27 protein-coding genes and 1 tRNA gene are annotated in these 25,067 nt (G+C 69.6%); 12 read left to right on the forward strand and 16 right to left on the reverse strand.

What is annotated here, in order from left to right; genetic code table 11:
• Window positions 1-118: 118 nt before the first annotated feature.
• The 3 genes from K6T25_RS10710 to K6T25_RS10720 form a co-directional block, all read right to left on the reverse strand.
• Window positions 119-296: transfer RNA gene (locus tag K6T25_RS10710), tRNA-Trp, on the reverse strand.
• Window positions 297-387: 91 nt separating this feature from the next.
• On the reverse strand, window positions 388-612 hold the full coding sequence (locus K6T25_RS10715) for a DUF5795 family protein (protein ID WP_222913957.1): 225 nt from the start codon (window positions 610-612) through the stop codon (window positions 388-390).
• Between the two features lie 80 nt (window positions 613-692).
• Complete coding sequence (locus tag K6T25_RS10720; RefSeq protein WP_222913959.1) at window positions 693-1,754, reverse strand: DUF5794 domain-containing protein; 1,062 nt, start codon at window positions 1,752-1,754, stop codon at window positions 693-695.
• 616 nt (window positions 1,755-2,370) lie between these two features.
• Here K6T25_RS10720 and guaB point away from each other — a divergent pair.
• Both guaB and K6T25_RS10730 read left to right on the forward strand, forming a co-directional pair.
• The gene (gene guaB / locus K6T25_RS10725; RefSeq protein WP_222913961.1) at window positions 2,371-3,864 is read left to right on the forward strand and encodes an IMP dehydrogenase; all 1,494 of its coding nucleotides are present in this window, start codon (window positions 2,371-2,373) and stop codon (window positions 3,862-3,864) included.
• 521 nt (window positions 3,865-4,385) lie between these two features.
• A complete protein-coding gene (locus K6T25_RS10730; protein WP_222913962.1) occupies window positions 4,386-5,048 on the forward strand; it encodes a response regulator transcription factor in 663 nt (220 codons plus the stop codon).
• Window positions 5,049-5,134: 86 nt separating this feature from the next.
• On the opposite strand, the gene K6T25_RS10735 is transcribed toward K6T25_RS10730, so the two are convergent.
• Both K6T25_RS10735 and K6T25_RS10740 read right to left on the reverse strand, forming a co-directional pair.
• Window positions 5,135-6,439, reverse strand: a complete 1,305-nt coding sequence (locus K6T25_RS10735) for a pyridoxal phosphate-dependent aminotransferase (protein ID WP_222913964.1) — start codon at window positions 6,437-6,439, stop codon at window positions 5,135-5,137.
• On the reverse strand, window positions 6,436-6,927 hold the full coding sequence (locus K6T25_RS10740) for an Lrp/AsnC family transcriptional regulator (protein WP_222913966.1): 492 nt from the start codon (window positions 6,925-6,927) through the stop codon (window positions 6,436-6,438). The genes K6T25_RS10735 and K6T25_RS10740 overlap by 4 nt, the downstream gene beginning before the upstream one ends.
• A 149-nt stretch (window positions 6,928-7,076) precedes the next feature.
• Here K6T25_RS10740 and K6T25_RS10745 point away from each other — a divergent pair, with 149 nt between their 5' ends.
• The 4 genes from K6T25_RS10745 (at window position 7,077) to K6T25_RS10760 (ending at window position 8,859) form a co-directional block, all read left to right on the forward strand.
• Window positions 7,077-7,502 carry an EamA family transporter gene (locus tag K6T25_RS10745; protein WP_222913968.1) on the forward strand — a complete coding sequence of 142 codons (426 nt, stop codon included), beginning with the start codon at window positions 7,077-7,079 and terminating at the stop codon, window positions 7,500-7,502.
• Window positions 7,503-7,619: 117 nt separating this feature from the next.
• Window positions 7,620-8,033, forward strand: coding sequence for a hypothetical protein (locus K6T25_RS10750; protein WP_222913970.1), 414 nt, complete (start codon window positions 7,620-7,622; stop codon window positions 8,031-8,033).
• 42 nt (window positions 8,034-8,075) lie between these two features.
• Window positions 8,076-8,282 carry a DUF1918 domain-containing protein gene (locus K6T25_RS10755; RefSeq protein ID WP_222913972.1) on the forward strand — a complete coding sequence of 69 codons (207 nt, stop codon included), beginning with the start codon at window positions 8,076-8,078 and terminating at the stop codon, window positions 8,280-8,282.
• Window positions 8,283-8,379: 97 nt separating this feature from the next.
• The gene (locus K6T25_RS10760) at window positions 8,380-8,859 is read left to right on the forward strand and encodes an RNA-binding protein (RefSeq protein ID WP_222913974.1); all 480 of its coding nucleotides are present in this window, start codon (window positions 8,380-8,382) and stop codon (window positions 8,857-8,859) included.
• A 42-nt stretch (window positions 8,860-8,901) separates the two neighbouring features.
• On the opposite strand, the gene K6T25_RS10765 is transcribed toward K6T25_RS10760, so the two are convergent.
• A complete protein-coding gene (locus tag K6T25_RS10765) occupies window positions 8,902-9,462 on the reverse strand; it encodes a thioredoxin family protein (RefSeq protein ID WP_222913976.1) in 561 nt (186 codons plus the stop codon).
• 114 nt (window positions 9,463-9,576) lie between these two features.
• Between K6T25_RS10765 and K6T25_RS10770 the strand changes: the two genes are divergently transcribed.
• Both K6T25_RS10770 and K6T25_RS10775 read left to right on the forward strand, forming a co-directional pair.
• Window positions 9,577-9,774: a DUF7557 family protein gene (locus tag K6T25_RS10770; protein ID WP_222913978.1), complete on the forward strand. Its 198-nt coding sequence runs from the start codon at window positions 9,577-9,579 to the stop codon at window positions 9,772-9,774.
• A complete protein-coding gene (locus K6T25_RS10775; protein WP_222913980.1) occupies window positions 9,774-10,163 on the forward strand; it encodes a PIN domain-containing protein in 390 nt (129 codons plus the stop codon). Before K6T25_RS10770 ends, K6T25_RS10775 begins: the two co-directional genes overlap by 1 nt.
• Window positions 10,164-10,642: 479 nt before the next feature.
• Here the strand turns inward: K6T25_RS10775 and K6T25_RS10780 are convergent, their stop codons facing one another.
• Window positions 10,643-11,722 carry a phytoene/squalene synthase family protein gene (locus K6T25_RS10780; RefSeq protein WP_222913982.1) on the reverse strand — a complete coding sequence of 360 codons (1,080 nt, stop codon included), beginning with the start codon at window positions 11,720-11,722 and terminating at the stop codon, window positions 10,643-10,645.
• Between the two features lie 162 nt (window positions 11,723-11,884).
• On the opposite strand from K6T25_RS10780, the gene K6T25_RS10785 reads away from it, so the two are divergent.
• Window positions 11,885-13,030 carry an acyl-CoA dehydrogenase gene (locus K6T25_RS10785; RefSeq protein WP_222913984.1) on the forward strand — a complete coding sequence of 382 codons (1,146 nt, stop codon included), beginning with the start codon at window positions 11,885-11,887 and terminating at the stop codon, window positions 13,028-13,030.
• A gap of 158 nt (window positions 13,031-13,188) precedes the next feature.
• Here K6T25_RS10785 and K6T25_RS10790 read toward each other — a convergent pair whose 3' ends face one another.
• The 4 genes from K6T25_RS10790 to K6T25_RS10805 all read right to left on the reverse strand — a co-directional run bounded on the left by K6T25_RS10790 (window position 13,189) and on the right by K6T25_RS10805 (window position 16,282).
• Window positions 13,189-14,139, reverse strand: coding sequence for a mechanosensitive ion channel family protein (locus tag K6T25_RS10790; RefSeq protein ID WP_222913986.1), 951 nt, complete (start codon window positions 14,137-14,139; stop codon window positions 13,189-13,191).
• On the reverse strand, window positions 14,136-14,384 hold the full coding sequence (locus K6T25_RS10795; protein ID WP_222913987.1) for a YhbY family RNA-binding protein: 249 nt from the start codon (window positions 14,382-14,384) through the stop codon (window positions 14,136-14,138). The genes K6T25_RS10790 and K6T25_RS10795 overlap by 4 nt, the downstream gene beginning before the upstream one ends.
• Before the next feature lie 106 nt (window positions 14,385-14,490).
• Complete coding sequence (locus K6T25_RS10800) at window positions 14,491-14,781, reverse strand: ribonuclease P protein component 4 (RefSeq protein WP_222913989.1); 291 nt, start codon at window positions 14,779-14,781, stop codon at window positions 14,491-14,493.
• Window positions 14,782-14,893: 112 nt separating this feature from the next.
• Window positions 14,894-16,282, reverse strand: a complete 1,389-nt coding sequence (locus K6T25_RS10805) for an MFS transporter (protein ID WP_222913991.1) — start codon at window positions 16,280-16,282, stop codon at window positions 14,894-14,896.
• A 192-nt stretch (window positions 16,283-16,474) separates the two neighbouring features.
• Between K6T25_RS10805 and K6T25_RS10810 the strand changes: the two genes are divergently transcribed.
• Together K6T25_RS10810 and K6T25_RS10815 are read left to right on the forward strand one after the other, a co-directional pair.
• Window positions 16,475-16,879, forward strand: a complete 405-nt coding sequence (locus K6T25_RS10810; protein ID WP_222913993.1) for a ribbon-helix-helix domain-containing protein — start codon at window positions 16,475-16,477, stop codon at window positions 16,877-16,879.
• A gap of 116 nt (window positions 16,880-16,995) precedes the next feature.
• Window positions 16,996-18,735: a MutS-related protein gene (locus K6T25_RS10815; protein ID WP_222913995.1), complete on the forward strand. Its 1,740-nt coding sequence runs from the start codon at window positions 16,996-16,998 to the stop codon at window positions 18,733-18,735.
• Window positions 18,736-18,783: 48 nt separating this feature from the next.
• On the opposite strand, the gene K6T25_RS10820 is transcribed toward K6T25_RS10815, so the two are convergent.
• From K6T25_RS10820 to K6T25_RS10840, 5 genes are all read right to left on the reverse strand, one after another.
• The gene (locus K6T25_RS10820) at window positions 18,784-19,557 is read right to left on the reverse strand and encodes a bacteriorhodopsin (protein WP_222913997.1); all 774 of its coding nucleotides are present in this window, start codon (window positions 19,555-19,557) and stop codon (window positions 18,784-18,786) included.
• On the reverse strand, window positions 19,554-21,137 hold the full coding sequence (locus K6T25_RS10825) for a methyl-accepting chemotaxis protein (RefSeq protein WP_222913999.1): 1,584 nt from the start codon (window positions 21,135-21,137) through the stop codon (window positions 19,554-19,556). Before K6T25_RS10825 ends, K6T25_RS10820 begins: the two co-directional genes overlap by 4 nt.
• A gap of 117 nt (window positions 21,138-21,254) precedes the next feature.
• Window positions 21,255-22,121, reverse strand: a complete 867-nt coding sequence (locus K6T25_RS10830; protein ID WP_222914001.1) for a DUF2797 domain-containing protein — start codon at window positions 22,119-22,121, stop codon at window positions 21,255-21,257.
• A gap of 149 nt (window positions 22,122-22,270) precedes the next feature.
• Window positions 22,271-23,206 carry an NAD-dependent epimerase/dehydratase family protein gene (locus K6T25_RS10835; RefSeq protein WP_222914003.1) on the reverse strand — a complete coding sequence of 312 codons (936 nt, stop codon included), beginning with the start codon at window positions 23,204-23,206 and terminating at the stop codon, window positions 22,271-22,273.
• A gap of 55 nt (window positions 23,207-23,261) precedes the next feature.
• A complete protein-coding gene (locus K6T25_RS10840; RefSeq protein WP_222914005.1) occupies window positions 23,262-24,206 on the reverse strand; it encodes an SDR family NAD(P)-dependent oxidoreductase in 945 nt (314 codons plus the stop codon).
• Between the two features lie 255 nt (window positions 24,207-24,461).
• On the opposite strand from K6T25_RS10840, the gene K6T25_RS10845 reads away from it, so the two are divergent.
• Window positions 24,462-25,022, forward strand: a complete 561-nt coding sequence (locus K6T25_RS10845) for a tRNA (cytidine(56)-2'-O)-methyltransferase (RefSeq protein WP_222914007.1) — start codon at window positions 24,462-24,464, stop codon at window positions 25,020-25,022.
• Window positions 25,023-25,067: the final 45 nt, after the last annotated feature.

The following is a 25,067-nucleotide window of genomic DNA, read 5'->3' on the forward strand; positions in this document are numbered from 1 at the left end:
CGAGAGCCGGACAGCGCTGCTCTGGGGTGTCGATGCGCGTGCCGCAGAATTCGCAGATCGAAGGGCGCTTACCTCCGGTTAGTGGAGGCAAGGCTCTCCGATATACTTTTATTGCAGATGGGGTCGGAGGGATTTGAACCCCCGATCGACTGATATCTCCGGTCGGCACCTCGGTACTCCAGAGGGTCGTCGTCGCGTCCGATGATCAGTCGGACGCTCGGTATATCAGTCTGGAGTTCGTCACCGGGCGCGTTGCCTCTGGAGTCAGTCGCCATACCGGGCTTGGCCACGACCCCGTGCACCCGTCCATATCCCGGAGCGCCGTAAAGGGATTTCGATCGGATCTCGCTACTTGTGAGTCCCCACTGCCGTCCGGTCGTTCGCCGCTCACTCGCGGTCGGTTTCGCCCCACGAGCACTCCTGGCATTTGTACGCCGTCACGAACTCGGTGACGCTCGGCATGTATCCCACCGAGATGACGTCGCCGCCGCAGTCGGGACACTCGCGGTCGGCGTCCTCGATCGGCTCGGCGTCCATCACGGAGTCGCCCTCGACCAGTTCGGCGAGCTTCTCCGGCGTGACCATTCGTCCTTCGACGACGCGATTGCTCATGCTCCGCCGTCGGCGGCCGATCGGGTAAAAGACCCCGGTCCGAGGGCCGACCTCGGCCGGTCAGCCGCCGTGACGCCGACTCACAGCCAGGGTTCGCGCGAGGGGTCCCCACCCGACTCGTCGTCGGAATCGTCCGACGTCTCCTCGCGGTCGTCGGAGTCGACTGGGTCGATCCCCGCCGTCGGCGCCGTCGGCGAACTGCCGAAGGCGACGCCGGAGGCGGGGTCGCGGCGGCCGTCGGCGTCGGCGTCCGTCGCCGCTGCCGAATCCGCCGCGGCGACCCCGTCGTCGAGTTCGTCGCCGCCGTCGGTGGTCACCGCGCTGGTCGGGTCGGCGGTGCCCGAGTCGGATGCGCCGTGTCCGGCGTCGTCCCGCCCGACATCCTCGTCGGAATCCGGGTCGACTGCGTCGTCGGAACTCGGGTCGTACGAGAACAGGCCCGTGACCACGAGCACGCCCAGGGCGACCGGCTGCTCGGTCGGGAGCAGTCCCAGCACCGACAGCGAGAGGATGCCGAGCGCGACCGACGAGCCGAAGCGGAACCGGTCGATGTCGACGCGACCCCGCAGACGGTCGCCCGCCAGCGCGATCGAGAGCGCGAACGCGACGCCGACACCCGCGGCCGCCCCGGCACGAGCGAGCAGGTCGGGGTTGAGCGTGACCGCCAGCTCCGCGCCGGCCGGCTGGAACGACGCGAGCAGACCGAGCCCGATGATCGCTCCGGGACTGGGGAGGTACTCGCCGATCTCGGCGCTGGCGGTCTTGGCCGCCACCGCGAGGATCACGAGCCCGGCGAAGCGGTGGAACACGTCGGGGTTCAGCAGACTCTGGATCGTCTCCGCCAGCGCGGCCTCCGCTACTGCAACCGGGACGAGCACGGCGCCGAGCAGGAGAATGGAGGCGGCCTTTTGGCGGGGCGTTCCCTCCATCTCGGCGAGCACGACCGCCATCGTGGCGGAGCCGCCGAAGATGAGCAGGCCGGTCTCGATGATGCCGAACGGAACCGTGAGCGCGCCCGCGATGACGAGCGCGGGGAAGATTCCGTCGACCAGCGGCAGCCCCATGACGGTCGCGAGCAGTCGGGTTGCGCCGCCGACGCGCCGCTCCAGGCGGATCGCGATCGGATGTGCTGAGGTACTCACGGCTCAGCGAGACGACCCGGCATAACCCACGACCGGACGGGAGTCTGGTGACGAACCGGAGCCGGCGGACGCCCGGGCGGAGCAACGCGGAAGGCGTTCCCCCGTGCACCAGTCGAGTCCGCGCTTGAACGGAATAAATGTCGGGAGTGCAGCGTTGTCGCTCACCCGGCCGACGATACCCGTTACAGTGCGGGACTCGAAGTCCATACCGTCACTGTGTCGTAGGTGAGACTTAATGGTTGCGTGGGATGTGCCCACACGGTACGGGAGATCCCTCACCGATATTTAAATACCTGCTCTACGGTTCCTCGCCTACTCGACGATATCGTCGTTACACTCTCGGGCTCAAGGCGCTCGCCGTGCAAGTTTTGCGGACGACATCGAGATCGGTGTGAGCCGACCCGGCGTCGTTGTCGGCCGGGTCGCCGATCCCGCGAACTCCACCGTTCCGTTCGAATCGCCTCTGGAATTGTGTTCCAAAGCTATGCATCCCGATGTACGAGCGCTCGCAGTTCCGGGTGATATCTCGTAGGATCTGTACACGGATGTGTGGTACTCACTGTCCAGGCGCCTCGCTTCTCGCAACGTTTTTGCGGTGTCCCCGAACACCGTTGATATGGCGAACGACGGGTCCGACGGAAGTCCGTTCTCACAGAAACTGGAGGTACCGGAAGCGCTGACGTTCGACGACGTTCTGCTGCGCCCCAAAGAGAGCCGAGTCGAACCCGACGAGGCGGACGTTTCGACGCGCGTCTCCGCCAACGTCGAGCTGACGATCCCGGTGCTCTCGGCGGCGATGGACACCGTCACCGAGTCCGAGTTGGCGATCGCGATGGCCCGCGAGGGGGGCCTCGGCGTGCTCCACCGCAATATGGACGTCGAGGAGACGGCCGCGGAAGTCGAGCGCGTCAAGCGCGCCGACGAACTGGTGATCCGACGCGAGAACGTCGTCACCGCCTCGCCCGACCAGCCCGTCCGCGAGGTCGACGCGATGATGGAACACGAGGGCGTCTCCGGCGCGCCCGTCGTCGACGAGGACGACGCAGTCCTCGGGATCATCTCGGGCACCGACATCCGGCCGTACCTGGAGGTCGGCGAGTCCGACGCGGTGTCGGAGGCGATGACCGACGAAGTCGTCACCGCGCCCGAGGACGTCGACGCGCGCGAGGCGCTCGAACTCATGTACGACCACAAGATCGAGCGCGTCCCCGTCGTCGACGACGACGACCGCCTCGTCGGCCTCGTGACGATGCAGGGCGTGCTCGCGCGCCGCGAACACACTGACGCCGCTCGCGACGAGTCGGGGTCGCTGCTGATCGGCGTCGCCGTCGGCCCGTTCGAGGAGGAACGCGCCGTCGCCGCCGACGAGGCCGGCGCGGACATCCTCTTCATCGACTGTGCGCACGCGCACAACCTGAACGTCCTCGACTCCGCCCGCGCGATCAAGACGGAGGTCGACGCCGACGTGGTCGTCGGCAACGTCGGCACCCGGGAGGCCGCCGAGGCCGCCGTCGACTTCGCCGACGGCCTGAAGGTCGGGATCGGCCCGGGCTCGATCTGTACCACGCGCGTCGTGAGCGGCGCGGGCATGCCCCAGATCACCGCCGTCGCGCAGGTGGCCGACGTGGCTGCGCGCGAGGACGTTCCCGTCATCGCGGACGGCGGGATCCGCTACTCCGGCGACGCGATCAAGGCGATCGCCGCCGGCGCCGACGCCGTCATGCTCGGCTCGTACTTCGCGGGCACCGACGAGGCGCCCGGCCGCGTCATCACGATGAACGGCAAGCGCTACAAGCAGTACCGCGGCATGGGCTCGGTCGGGGCGATGTCCGAGGGCGGCGGCGACCGCTACCTCAAGGACGTCGAGGAGGACGAGGAGTTCGTTCCCGAGGGCGTCGAGGCCGCGACGCCGTACAAGGGACCGCTCTCCTCCGAGCTCCACCAGCTCGTCGGCGGCATGCGCTCGGGGATGGGGTACGTCGGCGCGGAGACGCTCACCGGCTTCAAGCAGCGCGCTGAGTTCGTCCGCGTCTCCCAGGCTGGTCAGACCGAGGGCCACCCCCACGACGTGACGATCACCGACGAGGCGCCGAACTACAGCCCCGAGTAACGCTCTCGCGAACGTGACCGAGTCGGCGCGAAGCGCCGCCTCGGACTCGGTCGGAGATCGACGCTACCGCAGGAGTTCGATTCCACCCGACGACGCCGGACGCCTCCGTCTCCAACCGAGATCGTCGAGCCCTCGACCCGAACCGGGGTGATTCGAACGTGGATCCGCTCGGTGCGATATGGGTGTAAACCGACAGCTTCGGTCGATCTCGGCTTCCTCGGCCGGTAGCCTTTCGACGGCGCTCACCGTACGACCCGTCGGTGGTTGGTGGCCACCGCGGATCGTGGGGCACCACGGCGGGCGTGACGCGACCCCGCCACTCGACCCACCCGTTTTCGGCGCAGGGCTCCCGCATCGCATACGGTTAAGTACCCGGCGGTGACAACACCAATCGATGGCCGGACGGCGTCGGTACGCTCGAACGCTCGCTCGAGGGAGAGTGGCCGGACCGGCATGCGCCGACCGGAAGCGTGGTATCGGTCCGTCGACCAGCGGCGGGCACAGGGGGGGAACGCACCAGCATGAGTGAGGACACGGACACCGCGGCGTCGGAGTCGTCGGCCGAGCAGCCGGTCGTTCTCGTGGTCGAGGACGAGCCCGACCTCGCCGACCTGTACGCGGCATGGCTCGGCGGCGACTACGACGTCCGAACGGCGTACGGCGGGGAGGAGGCGCTCGGCGAACTCGGCGACGATGTCGACGTGGTCCTTCTCGACCGTCGGATGCCCGGACTGTCGGGCGACGAGGTGCTCGACGAGGTCCGGGCCCGCGGCATCGACGCCCGCGTCGCGATGGTCACCGCCGTCGAGCCGGACTTCGACATCATCGAGATGGGGTTCGACGACTACCTCGTCAAGCCGGTCACCCGGGAGTCGCTGCTGGAGACCGTCGAAGGGTTGTACACCCGATCGTCGTACGACTCGCGGATGCAGGAGTTCTTCGCGGTCTCGTCGAAGATGGCCGTCCTCGAGGCGGAGAAGGGACGCGCCGCGCTGGAGGAGTCCGACGAGTACGAGTCGCTCGAACGGCGCGCGCGCGAGCTCCGCGAGGGCCTCGACGAGGACGTCTCCGGCTTCGGCGACAGCGACTTCGAGCGGGCGTTCCGCGACCTCGACGCCGAGGGCGACGACGCGGACGACGACCTGTTCGACGAGGGGTTCGACGACGAGTTCGACGACCTCTGAACGACGCCGGGTCGCACGGCTGCGCGCGGTCGCGCCGGCGAGAGGGAGTGACTGCAGTTCTATCGGCACCCCGTGATCGGGACCGACTACGAGAGGAACCGTTCGAGCCGCGCCATCGCCTCCTTGAGATCGTCCAGTCCGGTCGCGTACGAGATCCGGATGTGCCCTTCGCCGCCCGTCCCGAAGGCGGTGCCGGGGACGGCCGCGACGCCTTCGGCCTCCAGTAGTTCGGTCGCGAACGCGCGGGCGTCCCCGTCGGGAGCCACCTCGGCGACCCGCGGGAACGCGTAGAACGCGCCGCCCGGCTCCGACACCTCGATGCCGAGCTCGCGCAGTCGCGAGACCACGTAGCGTCGCCGCCGGTCGTACTCCCGACGCATCCGCTCGACCTCGTCGTCGCACCGCTCGATGGCCGCCACGGCGGCGTGTTGCGCGGTCGTCGGCGCCGACAGCATCGCGTACTGGTGGACCTTCGTCATCGCGTCGATCGCCGGCTTCGGCCCCATCGCGTACCCCAGTCGGAGCCCGGTCATCGCGTACGCCTTCGAGAAACCGTTGATGACGACCGTCCGCTCGCGCATGCCCGTCCGTGTCGCGACCGACTGGTGGTCGCCATCGTAGGTGAGCGCGGCGTAGATCTCGTCGGCGACGACGAGCAGGTCGTGCTCTCGACAGAACGCGGCGACGGCGTCCATCTCGTCGGCGTCCATCGTCGCCCCGGTCGGGTTGTTCGGGTAACAGAGCACGAGCACGTCGGCCTCGTCGGCGCCCGCCTCGCGCAGCGCCTCCGGCGTGAGCGCCCAGTCGTCCTCGTGGCGGGTGTGGACCGGGAGCGGTTCGCCGCCGGCGAAGCGCACGCCCGGTTCGTAGGAGACGTACGTCGGCGTGGGGAGCGCGACGGTGTCGCCGGGGTTCACGAACGCCCGGAACGCCAGATCGACCGCCTCCGAGGCGCCGGTCGTGACGAGGACCTCCGAGTCCGGGTCGTACGACTGGCCGTACCGGGTGACGCGCTCGGCGATCGCACGTCGAAGGTCGAGCATCCCCCGGTTGGCGGTGTAGCTGGTGCGGCCGCGCTCCAGGGAGTCGATCGCCGCCGAGCGCGCGGGCCACGGCGCGGTGAAGTCGGGCTCGCCGACGCCCAGCGAGATCACGTCGTCGCGGTTCTCCGCGACTTCGAAGAACTCGCGGATCCCCGACGGCGGAACCGACTCGACGCGGTCGGCGGGCGCGAACCGCGCGGAGTCCTCCTCCCCCTCCTCCGTCCGCGGGGACCCCTCGGCGGTGCCGCCGTCGGTCGCGGGGTGGTCGCCGGTGCCGGCGCGGTCGCCGTCGCCGACGCCCTCGCCGTTCCCGGCTCGTTCGCCGTTCCCGTTCCCGTTGCCGCTCATGGCGTCACGGAGAGCCGGTCGTCGTCGTCGTGGTCGGTGAAGCGGATCCCGCGCTCCTTGAACGTCTCCATCACGTAGTGGGTGACCGTCTTCGTCACCGCCGGCAGCGGCGCCACCTCCTCGGAGACGAACCGCGACACGTCGCCCATCGACGAGCCGGAGACGTTGACCGCGAAGTCGTAGTCGCCCGACATCAGGCGCAGCGAATCGACCGCCGGCGACTCCGCGATCCGGCGGGCGATGTCGTCGTAGTCGGTCTCGCGGTCCAACTCGACGTTCACCTCGACGACGGCGCTGACGCGTTCCTCGTCGACGGCGTCCCAATCGACGATCGCGGTGTACCCGCGCAGGGCCCCCGACTCCTCCAACTCGGCGAGTCGCTCCTCGACCGCCGCCTCGTCCAGGCCGGTCTGGCGGGCCAGGTCGGCGGTGGACTCGCGAGCGTCGGCGACGAGCGCGTCTAGCAACGACCGGGTAGCCTCGTCCATACGTGTCGACTCGTTCGCCCGGGCAAAGCGGTTTCGCCCGGCGCGATATCAGCGAACACGGTTCACGGGCGCGGGGGCGGCGCCGTGGCCGCGACGGGGAGGCGGCGCGATTCGGATCCCTGAAGCCCCGGAGAGCCACACGGGCGAGTATGAACTACATCGCCTGGTCGGTGCTGGCGCTGGCGGCGTACTCGTTCGTCGCGCCGCTGATGCGGCTGGCGACCGCCGGCGAGGGGGCGATCCCGAGCACGGTCGCCGCGTTCGTCGCCAACTCGGTGCTCGTCGTCGCGACGCTCGCCGTCATCGGCTTCACCGGAGACGGCGTCGTCGAGCATCTCGCGGACCCGCGCATGCGCTACGTGCTCGCGGCGGGCGCGTGCCTCGCGGTCGGGATCCTCGCGTACTACCGCGCGCTGGCGGTCGGCCGCGTGTCGATCGTCGCCCCGATCTTCGCCATGTTCTTCGTCGTCTCCTCGGCGGTCGGCGTCGTGCTCCTCGACGAACCTGTCACCGCTCGGAAACTCCTCGGCGTCGGCTTCGCGGTCGTCGCCGTCGTCCTCGTCGCCGGCGAGTAACTCTCGGCGCGGGTCGGGGGGACCCATTCACGCCGACTCCGCTTTCGCGGCCGCTGTGGCCTCCGCAGCCGTCGCGGCCGCGAACGTTTATCGGCGATAGCGACGCAGACACCCCGAATGTCCAGCTCGAAACCGAACACGGGACGGACGGCCGGGCGGGGGACGCGAACGCGATCGACTCGGCGTCGAGGCGTTCCTCGATCCGCTCGCGCCTCCGACCGACCCCCCGACACGCGCCGAGGAGCGCGGGGCGCCGGCGGCGACGCCCGGTCTGTCGCCGCTGCGGTCGCTGCTGCCGCGGTCGTCGCCGCCGCGGCCGCCGTCGCACTCGCCGCGGTGGTGGTCGCCGTCGGCGCCGACGCGACCGTCGCCGCGTTCGCCCCGACGACGCTGGGATCGCTCGGCATCCGGGACGGACTCGAACAGGTCGCCGCGGCGGGGACGGCGACGGCCGCCGCGAGCGCGGTCGTCGCGGTCACGGTCGCCACGTACGGCGTCGCCCTCGCGCTCGTGCGGGTCGCCGCCGCGTAGCCTTTCAGCGGTCTTTTGTACGGCCGTGCCGAACCTCGTTCCATGACCGAGTTCGAGAAGGACGACAGCGTCGTGCTGCACGACGAGCACAGCGAGTTCGACGGCGAGACCGGCACCGTGACCCAGGTGATGGAGACGATGTTCGGCGACGCCACCTACACGATCAGCTTCGAGGATGGCCAAGAGCAGGGCGTCCCCGCCGACGCGCTGGAGTCCGCCGACGGCGACGCGGACGACGACGAGGAGTAATCGACGCCGTCCGCGGTCGCGTTCTCGCCGACCGTGCGGGGACCCGTGCCCGTCGCCGGAGTCCAACGCTTTTCACTCCCACCCACGTACCGGAAGTATGAGCTCCGTTCCCTTCCACTACGTCGATCTGCGGGCCTTCTGCTACGCCACGGAGGACGAGCGGCGCGTCGAGGACGCGCTGCGGACGTTCCTCCCCGCGGAGTTCGAGATCGAGCGCGTCGTCAACACCGGCCACCACGGCGACCGCATCGTCGTGCTCTCGGCGCGCGTCGAGCGCGCCGACGACGTGCGCCACGTGCTCTCGCGGATATCCGATCTGGCGGAATGGGACCGCGTCCTCGCCGAACTCGACGAGCGCGTCGACGACAACAACTCGCTGTTCCTCCGGCTCGACAAACAGGCCGCGTTCAAGGGCCGCGCGGAACTCGGGGCGGGAATCACCTTCCGCGCGAAGGTGGAGGCGTACCCCGCCAAACACGAGACGGCCGTGGAGAACGCCCGCGAGACGTTCGAGGAACTGGCCGAGGCGGCCGAGGAGGCGGACGACGCGGGCGGCTCCGGCGGCGAGGCGGCCTGAGTAGTTACGATCCGGAACGCCGATCGCACGTTGCTCGTCCGCTCAGGGCCACTTGATCGAGCAGCCGCGGCTCGGCCCCGGATCGAGGGTCACGTCCTCGCCGGCGAGCACGGCGTCGATCGCGTCCTCGATGTAGTACTCGGTCGCCTCGTCGTCGGGGTTGAGCGCGTCGTCGAGGCGGCCGTGGTACGCGAGGGTGAACTCGCCGTCGCCCTCGGTTCGCAGCAGGAAGGGATCCGGCGTGCACACCGCGCCGTACGCCTTGGCCACCTCCGCGGTCTCGTCGCGGAGGTACGCGTCGTAGGCGACCTCGCCCGACTCGACGTACTCCCGCATCTTCTCGAGAGAGTCCTCTGGGTACTCCGTGTCGTCGTTGGGGTTGATCCCGACGACCGCGCAGTCGTCGTACTCGGCGGCGATGCGGTTCAACAGTGGGAACTTCGCCTGCGCGTACGGGCAGTGGTTGCAGGTGAACACGACCAGCACCGCGGCGTCGTCGGCGAAGTCGGCGAGCGCGTGGGTGTCGCCGCCGACGTCGGGGAGTTCGAAGTCCGGTGCGGCGTCGCCGCGCGCGAGGTCGGAGTCGGAGTCCGTCTGGACCATACGTAATTGTTCATGTGGACCGGAGAAAGTCGTTGGGTCGGCGGGTGGGTGGTGGTCGTGGGAGGCGTGGCCGGCGAAGCTATTTGTCTCTGAATTCACTATAAATTCACAGAGATGAGCAGGACGTCCATCCCGATCGACTCGGCGACGAAGGACCGTCTCTCCGATCTGAAGCGGGACGACGAGACGTGGGACGAGTTCTTGATCCGGATCACCAGCGACGAGCAGCCGATCGAGTTCGGCGCGTGGTCCGACGACGAGGCCGACGAGGCCATGCAGCGGCTCCGCGAGGGACGGGAGCGCCCTGAGTAATGGTGTTTCTCGACTCCTCAACGATCATCCAGTATCTCCGCGGGGACGAGACCGTCCGCGACTACATCGACAGCCGCGAGCCGTGGTGGACCTCCACGATCTGCGTGTACGAGGTGATCAACGGTCGACTCGGACGAGGGAACACCGACGTGATGGGGGTGCGCGAGGAGTTCGGTGGCGTGCAGGCGGTCGAGCTCAACGAGTCGATCGCTCTCGAAGCAGGCAGACTTCAGGACGAACTGGTCTCCGACGGATCCAGACTCGCGACCGCCGACGTCCTCGTCGCCGCGACCGCTCGAACGACCGGCGACGAACTCGTCGTCGCCGATTCCGACTTCCAGACCGACCCGCTTCAGGACGTGATGACTGTCACGAACCTCCGAGACTGACCCACTCGAACACCGCACTCTGCGGTCGGATCCGTCGGATCGCACTTAGAATAGAGTCCGTAGTTTAGTCCGGATTTTCCCAAGGAATCCACTCTGATTCTCCACAGCTTCACCCGCCGAATCTGGTTCCTCGTCGGTCTTGATCGAGCCGTCCAAAGCGACATCGGGAGAACTGGAATCCGAGAAGTCAGTATCGCCTGAGCCACCCGTCGAACCGATCGAGTCGGGATCCATCGCCTCGGGTGAATCGATGCCTTCGGATCGTTCTCCGAGTTCTTCAGAGGAGAGTGGGGACAAAACGCTGTGCCCACAACTCCGGCATCGACCGACGTTGTTGTTGTGGGCTGTCCGGCACCTCGTGCATTCCCACGGCATTTTTATTGTCTATCTGAAACGCATCTGTTGGTTCCGGTGGTGGTCTTCGATTTTACAGAGAGAAGGCCTGTAAAACTGAAACGTCGCTACGAACTCGATCCTCCTCAATCCGCCGCCGACGGCGCCGTGTGGAACGGCTGCGCGGCGATCGACTCCCGCAGGCGCGGCAGCGCGTCGCGTCCGTGCTCGTGGGCCGCCGTCACCACGGCGAACACCTCCTCGCGGCTCACCTTCACGCCCTCGCCGGTGACGGCGCGCTCGGGATGCTCGGACAGTTCCCGAAGCGTCCCGACCGCAAGCAGGTACGGGATCGTCCACGCGGCGAGGGTGTTGCCCTCGACCAGCGGGACGTGTTCGAGGTACGTCTGCGCGCCGTCGAGGAAGCCGCGGGCGTACTCCGTCGTGCGCGAGACGACGCTGGCGGTGCCCTCGCGGTGCTCGGGCGCGACGACCTCCTCTTGGGGAACGCCCTCGTCCTCGAGCCACTCGGCCGGGAGATAGACGTTGTTCTCCTCGGTGTAGTCGTCGTGGACGTCCTTCGCGACGTTCACGAGCTGCAGCAGGAGACCGAACTCCTCGGCGACCTCGTACAGCCGGTCGGCACGCTCGTCGTCGACGGTGCCCAGCGCCGTGACGAGGTTCGTGATGAGGGTGCCGACCGTGCCGGCGACGTAGTAGCAGTACTCCTCCAGTTCCCTCCGGGTCTCGATGCGGAGGCCGCCCTCGTCGGCGTAGCGCTCGACGAAGTCGGCCATTCCGGTGGCCATCTCCCGGGCGGGCGGGACGACGGCGCGGCGGACCTCCGGCGGGAGTCCCTCGAAGGTGGCGAACACGCGTTCGACCGCCGCGACGACCTCCCAGTCGGCCGAGCGCTCGTCCGCCGGCGGGAGGTGAGGGCCGACCGAGGCGCGGAAGTCGCCGGCGTCGGTGTCGTCGTCGGGGTCGAGGGCCGCGTCGAACTCCCGCAGGAGCGCGGCCTGTTCGTCGGGGGCGATGTGGTCGGCGTCCTCGACGGTGTCGGCGATCCGGCAGACGAGATAGCCGAGACAGATGTACGACGACATCGGCTCGTCGAGGGTGTCGACAGTCAGCGCGAAGGTGCGCGACACTCCCTGCACGGCCTCGTGGCACCACGCGAGGTCGGCGTCGGGGTGGGTCGCGGCGGGGCGATCGGCGTCGGGCATTCAGTTGGAGTGGCCTAGGGTAGGAGGGTTAAAAAGTACTGTGTGGTACGTGTCGCGGTCGCGCCGCGCCTGTGGCCCCGAGTTGTGTCGCCGAGCGCGATCGATCCCGTCGCCGCCGGCGACACTGCAAAGATTGAAGCCGCACAACTCACAGGAACGACCATGGACTTCGGGCTGACAACCGAGCAACGACAGATCCGCGACATGGTCGCGGAGTTCGTCGACGAGGAGATCGAACCGCGGGCCGCAGAGATCGACGAGGAGGACGAGTTCCCCCGCGACATCGTCGACCAGATGGCCGAACTCGGCCTGATGGGGATGCCGTTCCCCGAGGAGTACGGCGGCGCCGACCTCGATTACCACAGCTACGCGCTCGGGCTCTCCGAGATCGCGCGCGGCTCGGGCGGCCTCGGCACGGTCGTCGCCGCGCACATCTCGCTGGCGGGCAACATGCTGTACGCCTTCGGCGACGAGGAACAGAAACAGGAGTTCCTCACGCCGCTCGCGGAGGGCGAGGACATCGGTGCGTTCGCGCTCTCGGAGGCGGGCGCCGGCTCCGACGTGCCCGCGATGGAGACCACGGCTCAAAAGGACGGCGACGGCTACGTCGTCAACGGCGGGAAGCTGTGGATCTCGAACGGCTCCGTCGCCGACACCGTCACGCTGTTCGCGAAGACCGACCCCGACGCCGGCAACAAGGGGATCTCCTCGTTCGTCGTGCGGCCCGAGGAGGACGACGGCTTCATCGTCGAGGGCACCGAGCACAAGCTCGGCGACAAGGGCTGTCCCACGGCCGAGCTCCGCTTCGACGACATGTACGTCCCCGAGGACCGCCTGCTTGGCGAGGAGGGCGACGGCTTCGTGCAGGCGCTGAAGACGCTCAACGGCGGCCGGATCACTATCGCCGCCCGCGGCGTCGGCATCGCCCGCGCCGCTCTCGAGGAGGCCGCGGAGTACGCCACCCAGCGCGACCAGTTCGGCGGCCCCATCTCGCAGTTCCAGGCGATCCAGCACAAGATCGCCGACATGGACACGAAGCTGCAGGCCGCGGAGCTGCTGATGCACAAGGCCGCCGACCTGAAGATCAAGGGCGAGCCGTTCATCAAGGAGGCCGCACAGGCGAAGCTGTACTCCAGCGAGATCAGCCGCGAGGTGGCCAACGAGGCGATCCAGATCCACGGGGGCTACGGCTACACCAAGGACTTCCCCGTCGAGCGGTTCTACCGCGACGCGAAGCTCAACGAGATCTACGAGGGGACCAGCGAGGTCCTGCGCAACACGATCGCACAACAGGTCCTCGACGAGTAGCGCGCGGTTCGAACGGCCGAACCCGGGCCCTCGGTTCGATCGGTTCGCGTTCTCCCGATTCGCTTCGATTCGCTTCGATTCGCCGTGTTCGTGGGCGGCTCGACCCGGGAACCTCGCTGCCGTCCCTTCGAGGCGCTCACCTCGCTTCGCGCCTCGCCTCAGTCGTCGCCAAGCGCCGCTGGACCCTCGGCGGGCGTGTTCAGTTCCACGCCGCCCGAGAGGTCCCGCTGCGGGAACGGGATCTCGATGCCCTCCTCGTCGAAGCGCCGTTTCACGTTCGTCACGTACTCGCTGCGGATCTTGACGAAGTCGGCGCGCGAGGGGTTGGCGATCCAGATGCGGCTCTTGAGGCCGACGTAGCTGTCGGCGAGCTCCGTCAGGCGGACCGACGGCGCCGGGTCCGAGAGGACATCCGGGTGGCGCTCGGCCTCCTCGACGATGATCTCGGTCGCGTGCTCGATGTCGTCGCCGTAGCCGATCCCGAAGAGGAACTGCAGCCGGAGGGTCTCCTTCGCGACGGGGTTTTTGATCACGCCGTCGGTGAGCTGGGAGTTCGGCACCGTCAACAGTTCGTTGTCGAAGGTCCGAATCCGCGAGACGCGAAAGGAGATGTCCTCGACGATGCCGGCGTTGCCGTCCCACTCGATCCAGTCGTCGATGCGGAACGGCCTGTCGGTGAAGATGAAGATCCCGGCGACGAAGTTCTTGATCACGTCCTGCATCGCGAAGCCGATGGCGAGCGTCGCCGCGGCGGCGATCGTCGCCAACGACTGGAGGAAGTCGCCGAAGCCGGCGAGGCCGAACGCGACGGCGAGACCGACGAAGACAACGATCACGGTGGTCAGCTTCTTCAGCGGCCGCTTCGCGTGCGTTTCGAGGCCCTGCGCGTCGAGGAGGCGACTCACCAGCGGAACGACGAGCATGCGCCCCGCCACCACGAACGCCGCCAGCACGACGAAAAACGTGATCACCGCACCCGCGGAGGCCGCGAACGTTGCGGGTACGCCGAACCCCTCCAGGAGGTCCGCGACGAACGTCGCGGGGCTTCCCGTCTCGCCCCCGGTTTGGAGGATCGACGCCGAGACTCCGGGTTCGTTCCCGTGTGTCATCGATGCAGCACGGCGGTGTGGCCGCGCGTCTCGATCAGGTCGGCCGACACTCGCTCGGCCAGGTCGGCGGCGAGTTCGTCCACGTCGGTCCCCGCCTGCGCCGAGCGGTGGAACTTCGCCTTCACGAGATCGCGTTCCGTCAGCTGGTCGTCGAGCTCGTCGACGACCGCCGAGACGCCCTTCTTGCCGACCCAGACGGTTACGTCGAGGTCGTGGGCCTGCTTACGAAGATCGTGGTCAGTCATACGGCTCGCTAGCCGTGGGCGCGGTTTGAAGCTTCCCGTTGCGCCTTCGGCGCCGGCGTTCCCGCGGAGTCGACGCCGCGTTCGGCCTCCTCGCCCACGATCTCCGTTACTCGGGGTACGGATAGCGCTCGGTCGCGCCGCAGTCACAGCGGATCACGACGTGGCTCCCCTCCTGCAGTCTGACCCGGGCGTTGCGGCCGGGAAGGAGGTACGCGTCGCACGCGTCGCAGGTGAATCGATCGAACCGCCGGGGGAGCCCGCAGCGGTGTCGCTCCGCGATCCGCCGCGCGAGCCTGACGGCCTCGCGCGCCCGCTCGTCGTCGCCCGCGCGGGTCAGCCGGCGAGCGAACTCCGCGAGGCGATCGATCCGCTCCTCGGCGATCGATGCGTCGTTCATCGGGAACCGTACCGGATCGTCGACGACGCCCGCTGATAGCGGTTTCGGGAGAGCGGGTTCGAGTGTGTTCCCGCGGGCGTGGCGTCCCCAGCGGGTACCGGCGGACCGATCGTCAGTCGTCGCTCGCGGGGTCGCCCCCGACCTCCGTCGCGTCCCCGCGAGCGCCGTTCTCGGCCGGATCCAGCGACCGTTCGAGCCACAGCAGCGCCGCGACGACGAGCCCGCACACCGCGACGAGCGTCGGCCACAGCAGGCCGGACAGTCCGAGATCGAAGAACAGCCCGCCCGCGAACGAGCCGAGCCCGATGCCGAGGCGCTTGGCGACCTCGAGCATCGACAGTTGCGTCCCGCGCTCGGCCGCGCTCCCGAGGTCCGACATCAGCGCGGACGCCAGCGGGGAGTGGAGCACCTCCCCGACCGTCCGGAGGAAGAGGTGGCCGCCGACGAGCGCGACGCCCAGCAGCACCGCCGGCGCGGCGAGCCCGCCGCCGTCGGGGGCGGGGAGGAGATCCGCCCCCCACGCCGCGAGCATCGCGACGGCCCAGAAACACGCCGAGACAGCGAGCCCTCGGGTGCGGCGCCAGCCGCCGACCGCGTCGACCAGCGGGATCTGCAGGAGAACGATGGTGGCAGGGTTCACGACGTACAGCGTGCCGAGTTGGGCGGCCGTGAGTCCCAGCCCTTCCTTGGCGACGATGGGGACGGTCGTCTGCATCTGCGCGTACATGACCGCGAAGCCGACGTTGACGCCGGCCAACGCGAGTACTCGCGGGCGAGTCGCCGCGCGCCACCAGGCCGCGAGCGCGCCGGCGTTCGAGGCGGCTTCGCCGTCCGTGGTGACCGCTTGCTCCCCGTCCTCGCTGTCGGCCGCGCCGCGCGGCACGAACAGGAGGATCACCAACGCGACGACCGCGGAGGTGGCGCCGTCGGCGACGAAGACGGCGACCGAGGCGACCGAGTAGAGGGCGCCGCCGACGACGAAGCCGGCGCCGAAGCCGACGTTGTTCGCCACCTTCAGGAGGGCGTACCCGCGGTCGCGCTCGGACGCGTCGGTGAGGTCCGCCGTCATCGCGTGACTCGCGGGCGTGTACAGCCCGCGGACGAACCCCGAGGCGACGCAGACGCCGACGAACGCGACGCCGAGCGCGGACACCCCGGTCGCGGCCGGGACCGTCGGGGGAACGACGCCGGCGATCTCGGGGACGAACGCGAACGCCGCGAGCGCGACCGCCGACAGCGCCATCGACGCGACCATCACGGGCTTGCGGCCGACCACGTCCGCGAGGAGTCCGCCCGCGGCCGTCCCTGCGGCCGTTGTCACGCTCTTGGCGCCGAGCCCGAGCCCGACGACCGACAGCGCGATCCCGACCTGCAGGTGGAAGTGAACCGTCGCGAACGGGTAGACGAGCCCGCCGCCGAAGACGTTGATCAGTTGCCCCAACGCGACGACGTAGACGGCGCGGTCGAAGCCGCGGACGGCGTCGAGCGACGGACGGTACACGCGGCGGTGTTCGACGAACGGACAGGTGAACCGTACGGTTCGGTCCGCGGTGTTGAATGTCGTCTCTGCGTATCAAACCCAGTATTCGTTTGATATGGGGCTTCTACGGCCCGTTCTCCCGATCTGGTCTGTCAAGTAACCAAAAGACTCTATACGGTTCGGTATAAGACTCCCACGAAGGAGGAACTCGGAATGGCCAAAGACACCGTCCGGTATCCCGACGAAGTCGTCGACGAGATCGACGCGCTCGTCGACGACGGCGTCTTCGAGAGCAAGTCCGAGTTCTACCGCTTCTCCGCGGAGTACGTGCTCGCGCTCGTCAGCGACGACTGGGAGCCGGAGACGTTCAACTACGGCGAGATCCGCGACGAACTCGATCTGCAGGAAGAGCCCGTACTGATCGGCGCCGACGGCGGCCGCGATTTCCTCAACGCGGTCATCACCGTCCGACAACTCGGCCTGCGCAACGACTTCGCGGAGGCCGAGCAGTTCATCGACGAGAACTACGAGACGACCGACCGCTCGGGGATGATCCTCGAGGAACTGCTCCGCGTCTACCGCGACCGCGCGGAGAACGGCTCGACGCCCGGCGTCTGACGCCCGGATCGGTCGCATCGGCGCCTCCGTTCGCTCGATCCTATCGCTTCGGTCTCCGTCCTGTCACCCGCCGGTCGACCGGTACCGTCTACACCCCTCCGTCCACACGGGTCCGTATGCGACTGGAACAGTACTGGGGCGTCGGGCCGAAGACCGCCGAGACGCTCCGCGGGTCGCTCGGCGAGGAGGCCGCGATCGCCGCCATCGAGTCGGCGGACGTGCGCGCGCTCGCCGACGCCGGCGTCTCCCGTGGGCGCGCGACCCGCGTGCTCCGCCGGGCCGGCGGGACGGAGGCGATGGATCTCTTCGGGACGCGCGACGCCCGCGAGGTGTACGACGACCTCCTCGACATCGCCGCGGGCTACGCCGTCACCGATCACGCCGCCGACCGTGTCCGCGTGCTCACGCCGCTCACGAGCGACGAGCGGCGCGAGGACCGCCTCGACGACGTGCTCGAAGCCCGCGACGCGTGGGCCGGACTGAGCGAGACCGACCGCGAGGCGGTCCTCGACGCGTTCGCCGAGTACGACGACGCAGGCGGCACCGACCGCGCGGCCGTCGAGTGCGCGCTCGCGCTGCGTGAGGCGGGACTGGCCGGAGGCACTTTCGCCGCGCTCGACGGCGTCGACGAGGCGAGCCTCCGGGAAGCCGCCGCCGCGCTCGCCGCGCTCACCGACGACGGCGTCGCCGCGGGCGCCGACGACCGACTCGACCGCCTGCGCGAGCGCGCGGCCGCCGCGCGCGACCTCGCGGACTCGGCGTTCGACGTGGTCGAGACGGTGCGCGAGCGCGGCGCACGCGACGCCGACGCGTTTCAGTCGGCGGTCGTGGGATACGTCGCCGAGGAGACGGGTCTCACGCGCGGGCGCGTCGAGTCGGCCAGCCCCGACGGCGCCGTCGACTCCGCGGACTTCGTCGGTTCCACGCTCCGCACGCTCGCGGACGAACTGGCGGCGGCGGCCGACGAGCGCGCCACCGAGGTCCGCGCCGAGTTGGAGGCGGACGTGGCCGACGGCGGCGCCGACGTGCGGGCGGTCGTCGACGCGGTCTCGGAGATCGCCTTCCTCCTCTCGCTGGCGCGGTTCGCCGTCGCACACGACCTCTCCCGGCCGTCGCTCGACGGCGACGGCGTCGCGGTCGCGAACGCACGGAACCTGTTCCTCTCCGGGGACGTGCAGCCGGTCACCTACGGCGTCGGCGAGCACGGGATCTCGGGCGATGCGCCCGCCGGCGACCGCGTCGCCGTCCTCACGGGGGCGAACTCCGGCGGGAAGACGACGCTGTTGGAGACCGTCTGTCAGGTCGTGATCCTCGCGTCGATGGGGCTGCCCGTCCCGGCAGAGGCCGCCGAGGTCGGCCGGTTCGACACCGTCGTGTTCCATCGTCGGCACGCCTCGTTCAACGCCGGCGTGCTGGAGTCGACGCTGAAATCCGTCGTCCCCCCGCTGGTCGGCGAGGGACGGACGCTGATGCTCGTCGACGAGTTCGAGGCGATCACCGAGCCCGGCCGCGCGGCGGACCTGCTGAACGGGCTCGTGGAACTCACGGTCGACCGCGGCGCGGTCGGGGTGTACGTCACCCATCTCGCGGCGGACCTCTCGCCGCTGCCCGACGCCGCCCGCGTCGACGGCATCTTCGCCGAGGGCCTGACGAACGATCTGGAACTGCTCGTCGACTACCAGCCCCGCTTCGGCGTCGTCGGCAAGTCCACGCCGGAGTTCATCGTCTCGCGGCTCGTCGCCAACGCCGGCGACCGCGCGGTTCGCCAGGGGTTCGAGGAACTCGCGTCCGCCGTCGGCGAGGAGGCCGTCCAGCGGACGCTCTCGGACGCGGAGTGGACTGCCGGAGAGAAATAACCCGGGCTCGGTCACTCCGCAGTCGCGACCGGGGCGGACCGAGTCCGATCAGTCCGCGGTAGCCACGGGCGAGTCGCCGCCGGCGGTGCCGTCCGCCTCGTGGTCGACGGCGACCGCATCCCGGTCGTGCCGGAAGATCCCGCGATGCTCGTGGACGACCCACGTGTACGGTACCTTCGCGGCCACGTCCATGAACGTCACGAGCATGGCTGTGCCGAGGGTGGAGACGATCCCGAACCCGACAGGACTGGCCAGCCAGATGACGGGGTACAGCAGCCAGAGGACGCCGACCTGATTGCGGAGGCGGAGGAACAGCCGCTTCCGCTCGGGTGTCGTCGTGTTCGCGCGCCGCGGGTACTGGACGAACAGGACGTACAGCATGATCAGGAACGCCAGCGTGGAGACGGTGAACGCGCCCCACCGGAGCGTCCCCGAGGTAGTCGTCGCGACGAACCCCGTCAGGATCATCGTCGCGTCGAGGCCGACGGCGCCGAGGACGACCGAGCGGTCGACGTCGACGACGTGTCCGGCGTAGCCGACGAGCACGGGCGTCGTGACGAGCCAGTCGAGATATCGCACCCCCTCGACCTCGTAGCCGTTGACCGTGAACGCGCCGACACCGAGGGTCATGCCGGCGTACGACAGCCCCGCGAACGCCGGGATCACCATCAGATACCGGAACTTCCCGGCCTCGGCGTCGAGGTCGCCGTCGCGCAACAGCCACATCACGACGCCGACGCCGACCAGCATCCCGAGCGTGCCGACGCCGTAGACGACCGAGTCGATACCCCCGAGCGACGGCGAGAGGAGATCGCCGATCATCGGCGGTCACCCCCGTTGACGGCGTCGCCGCCGTCGCTCATCGCCGTCCTGTTCGCCCCTCCCCGACCGCCCGACGCGGAGGCCGTCGGCGTCCCGTCGCCGGTCGACTCCCGAAGCTCGAACTCCCCGAGCACCTCGAGCAGGTCGTCCGAGCGCGCGCGGAACGTCTCCGACTCCTCGACGACGGCGTCGACGGCGGTCGACTGCTCGCTGGCGGCTGCGTCCGCCTCGGCCGCGCGGTCGGCCGTCCGGTCGCTGTTCTCCGCGAGGTCGTCGATCGTCTCGGAGACGCCCGCGGCGGCCGACGCCTGCTCGGCGGTCGCGTCGCTGATCTCGCGAACGCCCTGGTCGAGGTCGTCCACGGCCTCCGCGATGTCGTCGAGGCGGTCGACGGCCTCGGCGACGGTCGTCGACCCGTCGCTCACCTGCTCGCTGGTCCGCCGGATCGCCTCGACCGCGCGCTCGGTCTCGGTGCGCACCTCGTCGATCATCTCCGCGATCGCGTCCGCGCGGTCGCCGGTGTCCTCCGCGAGCCCTTTGACCTCCTCGGCGACGACGGCGAAGCCGTCACCCGCGTTGCCGGCGTCGCTGCCGGCGCGGGCGGCCTCGATCGACGCGTTGAGCGCGAGCATGTTCGTCTGTTCGGCGATGTCGCGGATGAGTTCGGCGGCCTCGGTTATCTCGGCGGTCGCCTCGTCGAGCGTCTCGATGCGGTCGACCGCCTCGCTCATCGTCTCGTCCACGTCGCCCATCGTCTCGATGGCGTCGCCGGCGGCCGTGCGGGCCTCCTCGGAGGCGTCGGCCGCCTCGTCGGTCCGCTCGACGAGCGACTCGGTCGTCGCGGCGACCTCCTCGGCGGTCGCCGAGAGGTCCGCCGTCTCCTCGGCGCCGGTGCGGGCGGTCGCGCGCTGCTCGTCGGTCGCGGCGTCGATGTCGTCGGTCGCCGCGAGCACGTCGTCGGTCCGCTCGTCGATCTGTTCGGCCGCGGTGCGAACGTCGGCGGCGCCGGCGGCCACGTCGCCGGCGAACGTGTCTACTCGCGCGAGCGCGACCTCCAACTCGTCGAGGGCGTCGTTGAACGCCGTGCCGACCGTCTCCATCGCATCGTGCTCGCGGTCGACGTCGACCCGCCGGCGCAGGTCGCCGTCGGCGACCGCGCGCATCGTCTCGGCGTAGTCGGTCGCGGTCCGCTGATAATCGTCCGCGAGCGACTGCGCGCGGGCCTCCGCGGCCTCCGCCTCCGCACGCGCGTCGTCGGCGTCCTCGATCCGGGAGGCGAGCGAGCGACGCATCCGGTCCACGGAGCTGTACACCCGACCGAGCTCGTCGGCGCGAGAGGTGCGTACCGCCACGTCGAGATCGCCGTCGGCGATGGCTTCGGTCTGTTCTTCCAGCGTTCGCATGGAGACGACGGTGTTGGTTCCCAGATACGCTCCCAACACCACCTGCCCCGCTGTCGCCATCAGTATCGTTCCCACGACGTTGCGCGTCACGAGCCCGTAGCCGACGGTCGCGCCCGTCGTGAGCGCGAAGCCGACCAGGAGCTTCGCCGCGAAACTCCGCCGAAGTAGTTGTACCATTCTACACGCGTCCTCGAGTTGCCGACATATCAAGCCAGTCCGCAAAATATCGAATCTGAATCCAGGCGGCACCGTGTTCGCGGTCGACGCCGTGGCCCGAGGTGCCGACCGTCGTCGCTACCCGAACGAACCCAAACTCGACTGGAGATCGCGCTCGCTGTCGCCCTCGCCGACCTCGTACCCGACGAGGTCGCGCACGTCGACGGCGTACGTCGTTCCGCCGTTCTCCAGCACGAGGATCCGGCCTTTGGTGCCGACGACGGTGCCCGTGGCGAGCGTCTCCGTCACGGGCCGCTCGGCGAGGTCGAGGCCGTAGTCGAACGCGAACCGGGACTCGTAGTCGACGCCGTCGAGCAGCGCCGCCCACGCGTCGTCGTCGACGGCCGCTCCGAGGCCGGCGATCTTCGTCGGCACGCGGACGCGGTCGGGGAGGCCGTCGGCGTCGACGGCGGAGTCGACCCGCCTGTCGTCGGCAGCGTCGCCGACGGTGTCGCCTCCGAGCGCCCGTTCGAGCCCGTGAGCGGCGATCCCGGCCTCGATCTCGCGGGCGATCCGGCCGTTATCGACGGTTCGCAGGTGGACCGCCCGGTCGGCGCCCTGCTCGCGCAGGCGGGTGTCGAGTCGCCACTCCCTCGTCACGCCCACCTTGAACGTGTCGGGGGCGAACGCGGCGACGTAGATCGCGTGGTCGTCGAAACAGTCCAGCTCGTCTTTGAGACACGTCCCGGTACACCGCGCGCACACCCACGTCGACCGGTGGTCATCGCAGTACGGCGCCGCCTCGTTCCCGCAGGCGACGTGTCCGCCGTCGTGGATCGTCCCCGCACAGTGTCGCTCGCCGAGGCGCCACGACAGCTCCGTTCCGGGGTCGAGCGCGATCCGGTCGACCTCGCCGGTCGCGGTTCCGGGCGGGGCCTCCGGGTCCGGGGCGCCGTCGCTGACGAACAGCGCGCCCGGCGGCGTCTCGTAGCCCACGACCTGCACGGGAGCGACTAGTTCCTGAGCGGCTAAAGCGGTGTCCTCTTCGACCACGGCCGGGTCGGTGTGTGGACACCGAGCGAGGGGTGGCCCGCTCGACCCGGCACGACGGTTCGTCGGTCCGTCCGTCCATCGAACCGTCGACAGCTCGCCGATCAGGTCAGTTCCGCCAGTAGATCCCGCGTCGCGGCGCGGACGGCGTCGTCGCTGGAGGCGGGCGGCTCCCAGCCGAGCGCTGCGAGCTTCTCGACGGAGAGGCGCATCTTGGGCACGTCGCCGGTCCACCCGCGGTCGCCGCCGGTGTAGCTGTATTCGGGATCGAGCCCCATCTCCCCGGCGACGATGTCGGCGATGCGGTTCACCGAGGTGGTCGTCCGCGAGCCGAGGTTGTACGTGTTGAGGTCGCGCTCGCCGTGTTCGACGACGTGGCACATCGCGTCGACGCAGTCGGTGACGTGGAGGTACGATTTCTCCTGGCGGCCGTCGCCGAGGATCTCCAGTTCGTCGGGGTCGGCCTGCAGCTTCTGGATGAAGTCGGGGACGACGTTGCCGCGCTGGTACGGGCCGACGATGTTGGCGAAGCGGTACACCCACGCGGTGAACCCGTAGCTCTTCGCGTACGTCGAGATGAGCGCCTCGTCGGCCAGCTTCGACGAGCCGTAGATGCTGATCGGCTCCAGCGGGGCGTAGTCCTCCGGGGTGGGGCGGGGCGCCTCGCCGTAGACGGTCGAGGAGGAGGTGAACGCGAGGTTCGGGACCCCGGCGTCCTCCATCGCCTCCAGAACGTTGTACGTCATCTCGGTGTTCTCCTCGAACAGCCGACGGTCGTCGTCGAAGTTCGTGTCCGTGTACGCCGCCAGGTGGAACACGACGTCGAGGTCGGCCGTCACCGCCTCGCGCGTCTCGGCCTCGTCGGTCAGGTCGGCCTCGATCACGTCGACGCCGTCGGGAATCCGATCGCGATCGCCCTTCGAGAAGTCGTCGGCGACGCGGACGTCCGCGTCGTACTCGGACTGGAGGTGTCCCGCGAGGTGCGAGCCGATCAGGCCGCCGCCGCCGGTGACGAGCGCGGCGGTTCCGGTCAGGTCCATGACGGTTCGCGGGCGAGCGCGCAGAAAAGCTCTTGCGGTCCGGAGTCCCCCGCGATCAGGCGGACGGTTCGACCTCGTCGGCTGCGAGGTCCGCCAGCGGCTCGTCGATCCCGAGCACCCCGGCGCTGCGTTCCCACAGCCGGCGCTGTGCACGCGGGTCCTGCGCCTCCGTGGAGGGCTTCTTCTCGCGACAGTCGGCGAAGTAGCGCCCCGTCGCGTCCGCGACGTCGTCGGCGACCGCGAGGTACACCGCCGTCGCGGCGCCCTCCGCGGGCGTCGTCGCGAAGGGGAGCCGACCGAGCGCGCCGGCGACCCGCGAGAGCGGCCCGGGGAGGTCACGGAGGAAGCCCGACCCGGGGATCGCGCCCGGGTGGAAGCTGTTCGAGGTGACCCCACGGTCGTCGGCGCGGAGGCGACGGGCGAGCTCGGCGGCGAACTGCGCGTTCGCCAGCTTCGAGCGCTGGTAGGCACGCCACGAGGAGAAGTCGTCGACCGATTCCACCGCGTCGAGATCGATCCGGTCGCCGCGGTGTGCCTCCGAGGAGGTGGTGATCACCCGGGCGTCGTCGGCCAGGTCGTCGAGCAGCTCGGCGGTGAGCTGGTACGGCGCGAGGTGGTTCACGTGGAAGGTGTACTCGACGCCGAGGTCGGTGAGCCGCGCCTCGCGGAAGTAGCCGCCCGCGTTGTTGCACAGGAGGTCGAGCCCGTCGTCGCGGGCGGCACGCCGCGTCGCGTCCGCGAGCGCGCGCACCTCCTTCGGCTCCGCGAAGTCGGCGGCGACGAACTCGGCGGTGCCCTCGTTGACGCCGGCCTCGATCTCGTCGACCACCGCCGACCCGGCCTCCTCGTCGCGGCCGTGGACGATCACGTGCGCCCCGAGCCGTCCCAACGAGAGCGCTGCCTCCCTGCCGATCCCGCTCGTCGAGCCGGTCACCAGCGCCGTCTTCCCGACCAGCCGTTCGTCGCCGACGCCGGCGATGTCCTCGGGGTAGGTACGCATGTGCGTCCGAAGGGGCTCGGGTCGGAAAGCGCCGTCGGCGGTGTCAGTGTCCGAGGTCCCGGTACGATCGCCCTCACGGATCCCTCTGCGGCTCGCCCACGAGCTCGCCGCACCTGTTCGAGGGCTCGCTGCGCTCGCCCTCACGGACCCCTCTGCGGCTCGCCTACAAGCTCGCCGCACCTGTTCGAGGGCTCGCTGCGCTCGCCCTCGCATGGGAAGCGAACCGCCCTTACGCGGGCGTGTCGTCCACCGCGTATGAACGACGACGTTGTCGTCCTCCGCTACGGGCATCGCCCCGGACGGGACGACCGGATGACGACCCACGTGGGACTCACGGCGCGTGCCCTCGGCGCCGATCGCGTGATCCTTCCGGACAACGCCGGACAGTCCGCCGAGACGATCCGCGACATCACCGACCGCTTCGGCGGCCCCTTCGCCGTCGAGTTGCGCGACGACCAGCGCGCGTTCACGCGCAACTGGGGGGGAACGGTCGCCCACCTCACGATGTACGGGGAACGCGTACAGGACGTCGAAGCCGATATCCGCGCCGACTCCGTCGGCGACGGGACACGCCTTCTCGTCGTCGTCGGCGGCGAGAAGGTCCCGTTCGACTTCTACGAGGAAGCCGACTACAACGTCGGCGTGACGAACCAGCCCCACTCGGAAGTCGCCGGCCTCGCGGTCTTCCTCGATCGCTTGTTCGATGGCGAGGAACTGGAGCGTGACTGGGAGGGCGCCGACCGCGTCGTGGTCCCACAGGAGACTGGCAAGCGCGTGGTCGACCCCGAGGACGCCGGCGCAGGGGACGCGGAGTAGCTGCCGAGCGGAGCGGACGCCGGCCGAGGTCGGTTCGATCGCCAC

The organism is Halobaculum rubrum (assembly GCF_019880225.1).
Taxonomy (GTDB): Archaea; Halobacteriota; Halobacteria; order Halobacteriales; family Haloferacaceae; genus Halobaculum; species Halobaculum rubrum.

Coding starts and splice junctions, on each gene's coding strand:
- K6T25_RS10715 (WP_222913957.1), bottom strand. CDS start 612: ATGAGCAATCGCGTCGTCGAAGGACGAATGGTCACGCCGGAGAAGCTC.
- guaB (WP_222913961.1), top strand. CDS start 2,371: ATGGCGAACGACGGGTCCGACGGAAGTCCGTTCTCACAGAAACTGGAG.
- K6T25_RS10730 (WP_222913962.1), top strand. CDS start 4,386: ATGAGTGAGGACACGGACACCGCGGCGTCGGAGTCGTCGGCCGAGCAG.
- K6T25_RS10735 (WP_222913964.1), bottom strand. CDS start 6,439: ATGAGCGGCAACGGGAACGGGAACGGCGAACGAGCCGGGAACGGCGAG.
- K6T25_RS10740 (WP_222913966.1), bottom strand. CDS start 6,927: ATGGACGAGGCTACCCGGTCGTTGCTAGACGCGCTCGTCGCCGACGCT.
- K6T25_RS10745 (WP_222913968.1), top strand. CDS start 7,077: ATGAACTACATCGCCTGGTCGGTGCTGGCGCTGGCGGCGTACTCGTTC.
- K6T25_RS10750 (WP_222913970.1), top strand. CDS start 7,620: ATGTCCAGCTCGAAACCGAACACGGGACGGACGGCCGGGCGGGGGACG.
- K6T25_RS10755 (WP_222913972.1), top strand. CDS start 8,076: ATGACCGAGTTCGAGAAGGACGACAGCGTCGTGCTGCACGACGAGCAC.
- K6T25_RS10760 (WP_222913974.1), top strand. CDS start 8,380: ATGAGCTCCGTTCCCTTCCACTACGTCGATCTGCGGGCCTTCTGCTAC.
- K6T25_RS10765 (WP_222913976.1), bottom strand. CDS start 9,462: ATGGTCCAGACGGACTCCGACTCCGACCTCGCGCGCGGCGACGCCGCA.
- K6T25_RS10770 (WP_222913978.1), top strand. CDS start 9,577: ATGAGCAGGACGTCCATCCCGATCGACTCGGCGACGAAGGACCGTCTC.
- K6T25_RS10775 (WP_222913980.1), top strand. CDS start 9,774: ATGGTGTTTCTCGACTCCTCAACGATCATCCAGTATCTCCGCGGGGAC.
- K6T25_RS10780 (WP_222913982.1), bottom strand. CDS start 11,722: ATGCCCGACGCCGATCGCCCCGCCGCGACCCACCCCGACGCCGACCTC.
- K6T25_RS10785 (WP_222913984.1), top strand. CDS start 11,885: ATGGACTTCGGGCTGACAACCGAGCAACGACAGATCCGCGACATGGTC.
- K6T25_RS10790 (WP_222913986.1), bottom strand. CDS start 14,139: ATGACACACGGGAACGAACCCGGAGTCTCGGCGTCGATCCTCCAAACC.
- K6T25_RS10795 (WP_222913987.1), bottom strand. CDS start 14,384: ATGACTGACCACGATCTTCGTAAGCAGGCCCACGACCTCGACGTAACC.
- K6T25_RS10800 (WP_222913989.1), bottom strand. CDS start 14,781: ATGAACGACGCATCGATCGCCGAGGAGCGGATCGATCGCCTCGCGGAG.
- K6T25_RS10810 (WP_222913993.1), top strand. CDS start 16,475: ATGGCCAAAGACACCGTCCGGTATCCCGACGAAGTCGTCGACGAGATC.
- K6T25_RS10815 (WP_222913995.1), top strand. CDS start 16,996: ATGCGACTGGAACAGTACTGGGGCGTCGGGCCGAAGACCGCCGAGACG.
- K6T25_RS10820 (WP_222913997.1), bottom strand. CDS start 19,557: ATGATCGGCGATCTCCTCTCGCCGTCGCTCGGGGGTATCGACTCGGTC.
- K6T25_RS10825 (WP_222913999.1), bottom strand. CDS start 21,137: ATGGTACAACTACTTCGGCGGAGTTTCGCGGCGAAGCTCCTGGTCGGC.
- K6T25_RS10835 (WP_222914003.1), bottom strand. CDS start 23,206: ATGGACCTGACCGGAACCGCCGCGCTCGTCACCGGCGGCGGCGGCCTG.
- K6T25_RS10840 (WP_222914005.1), bottom strand. CDS start 24,206: ATGCGTACCTACCCCGAGGACATCGCCGGCGTCGGCGACGAACGGCTG.
- K6T25_RS10845 (WP_222914007.1), top strand. CDS start 24,462: ATGAACGACGACGTTGTCGTCCTCCGCTACGGGCATCGCCCCGGACGG.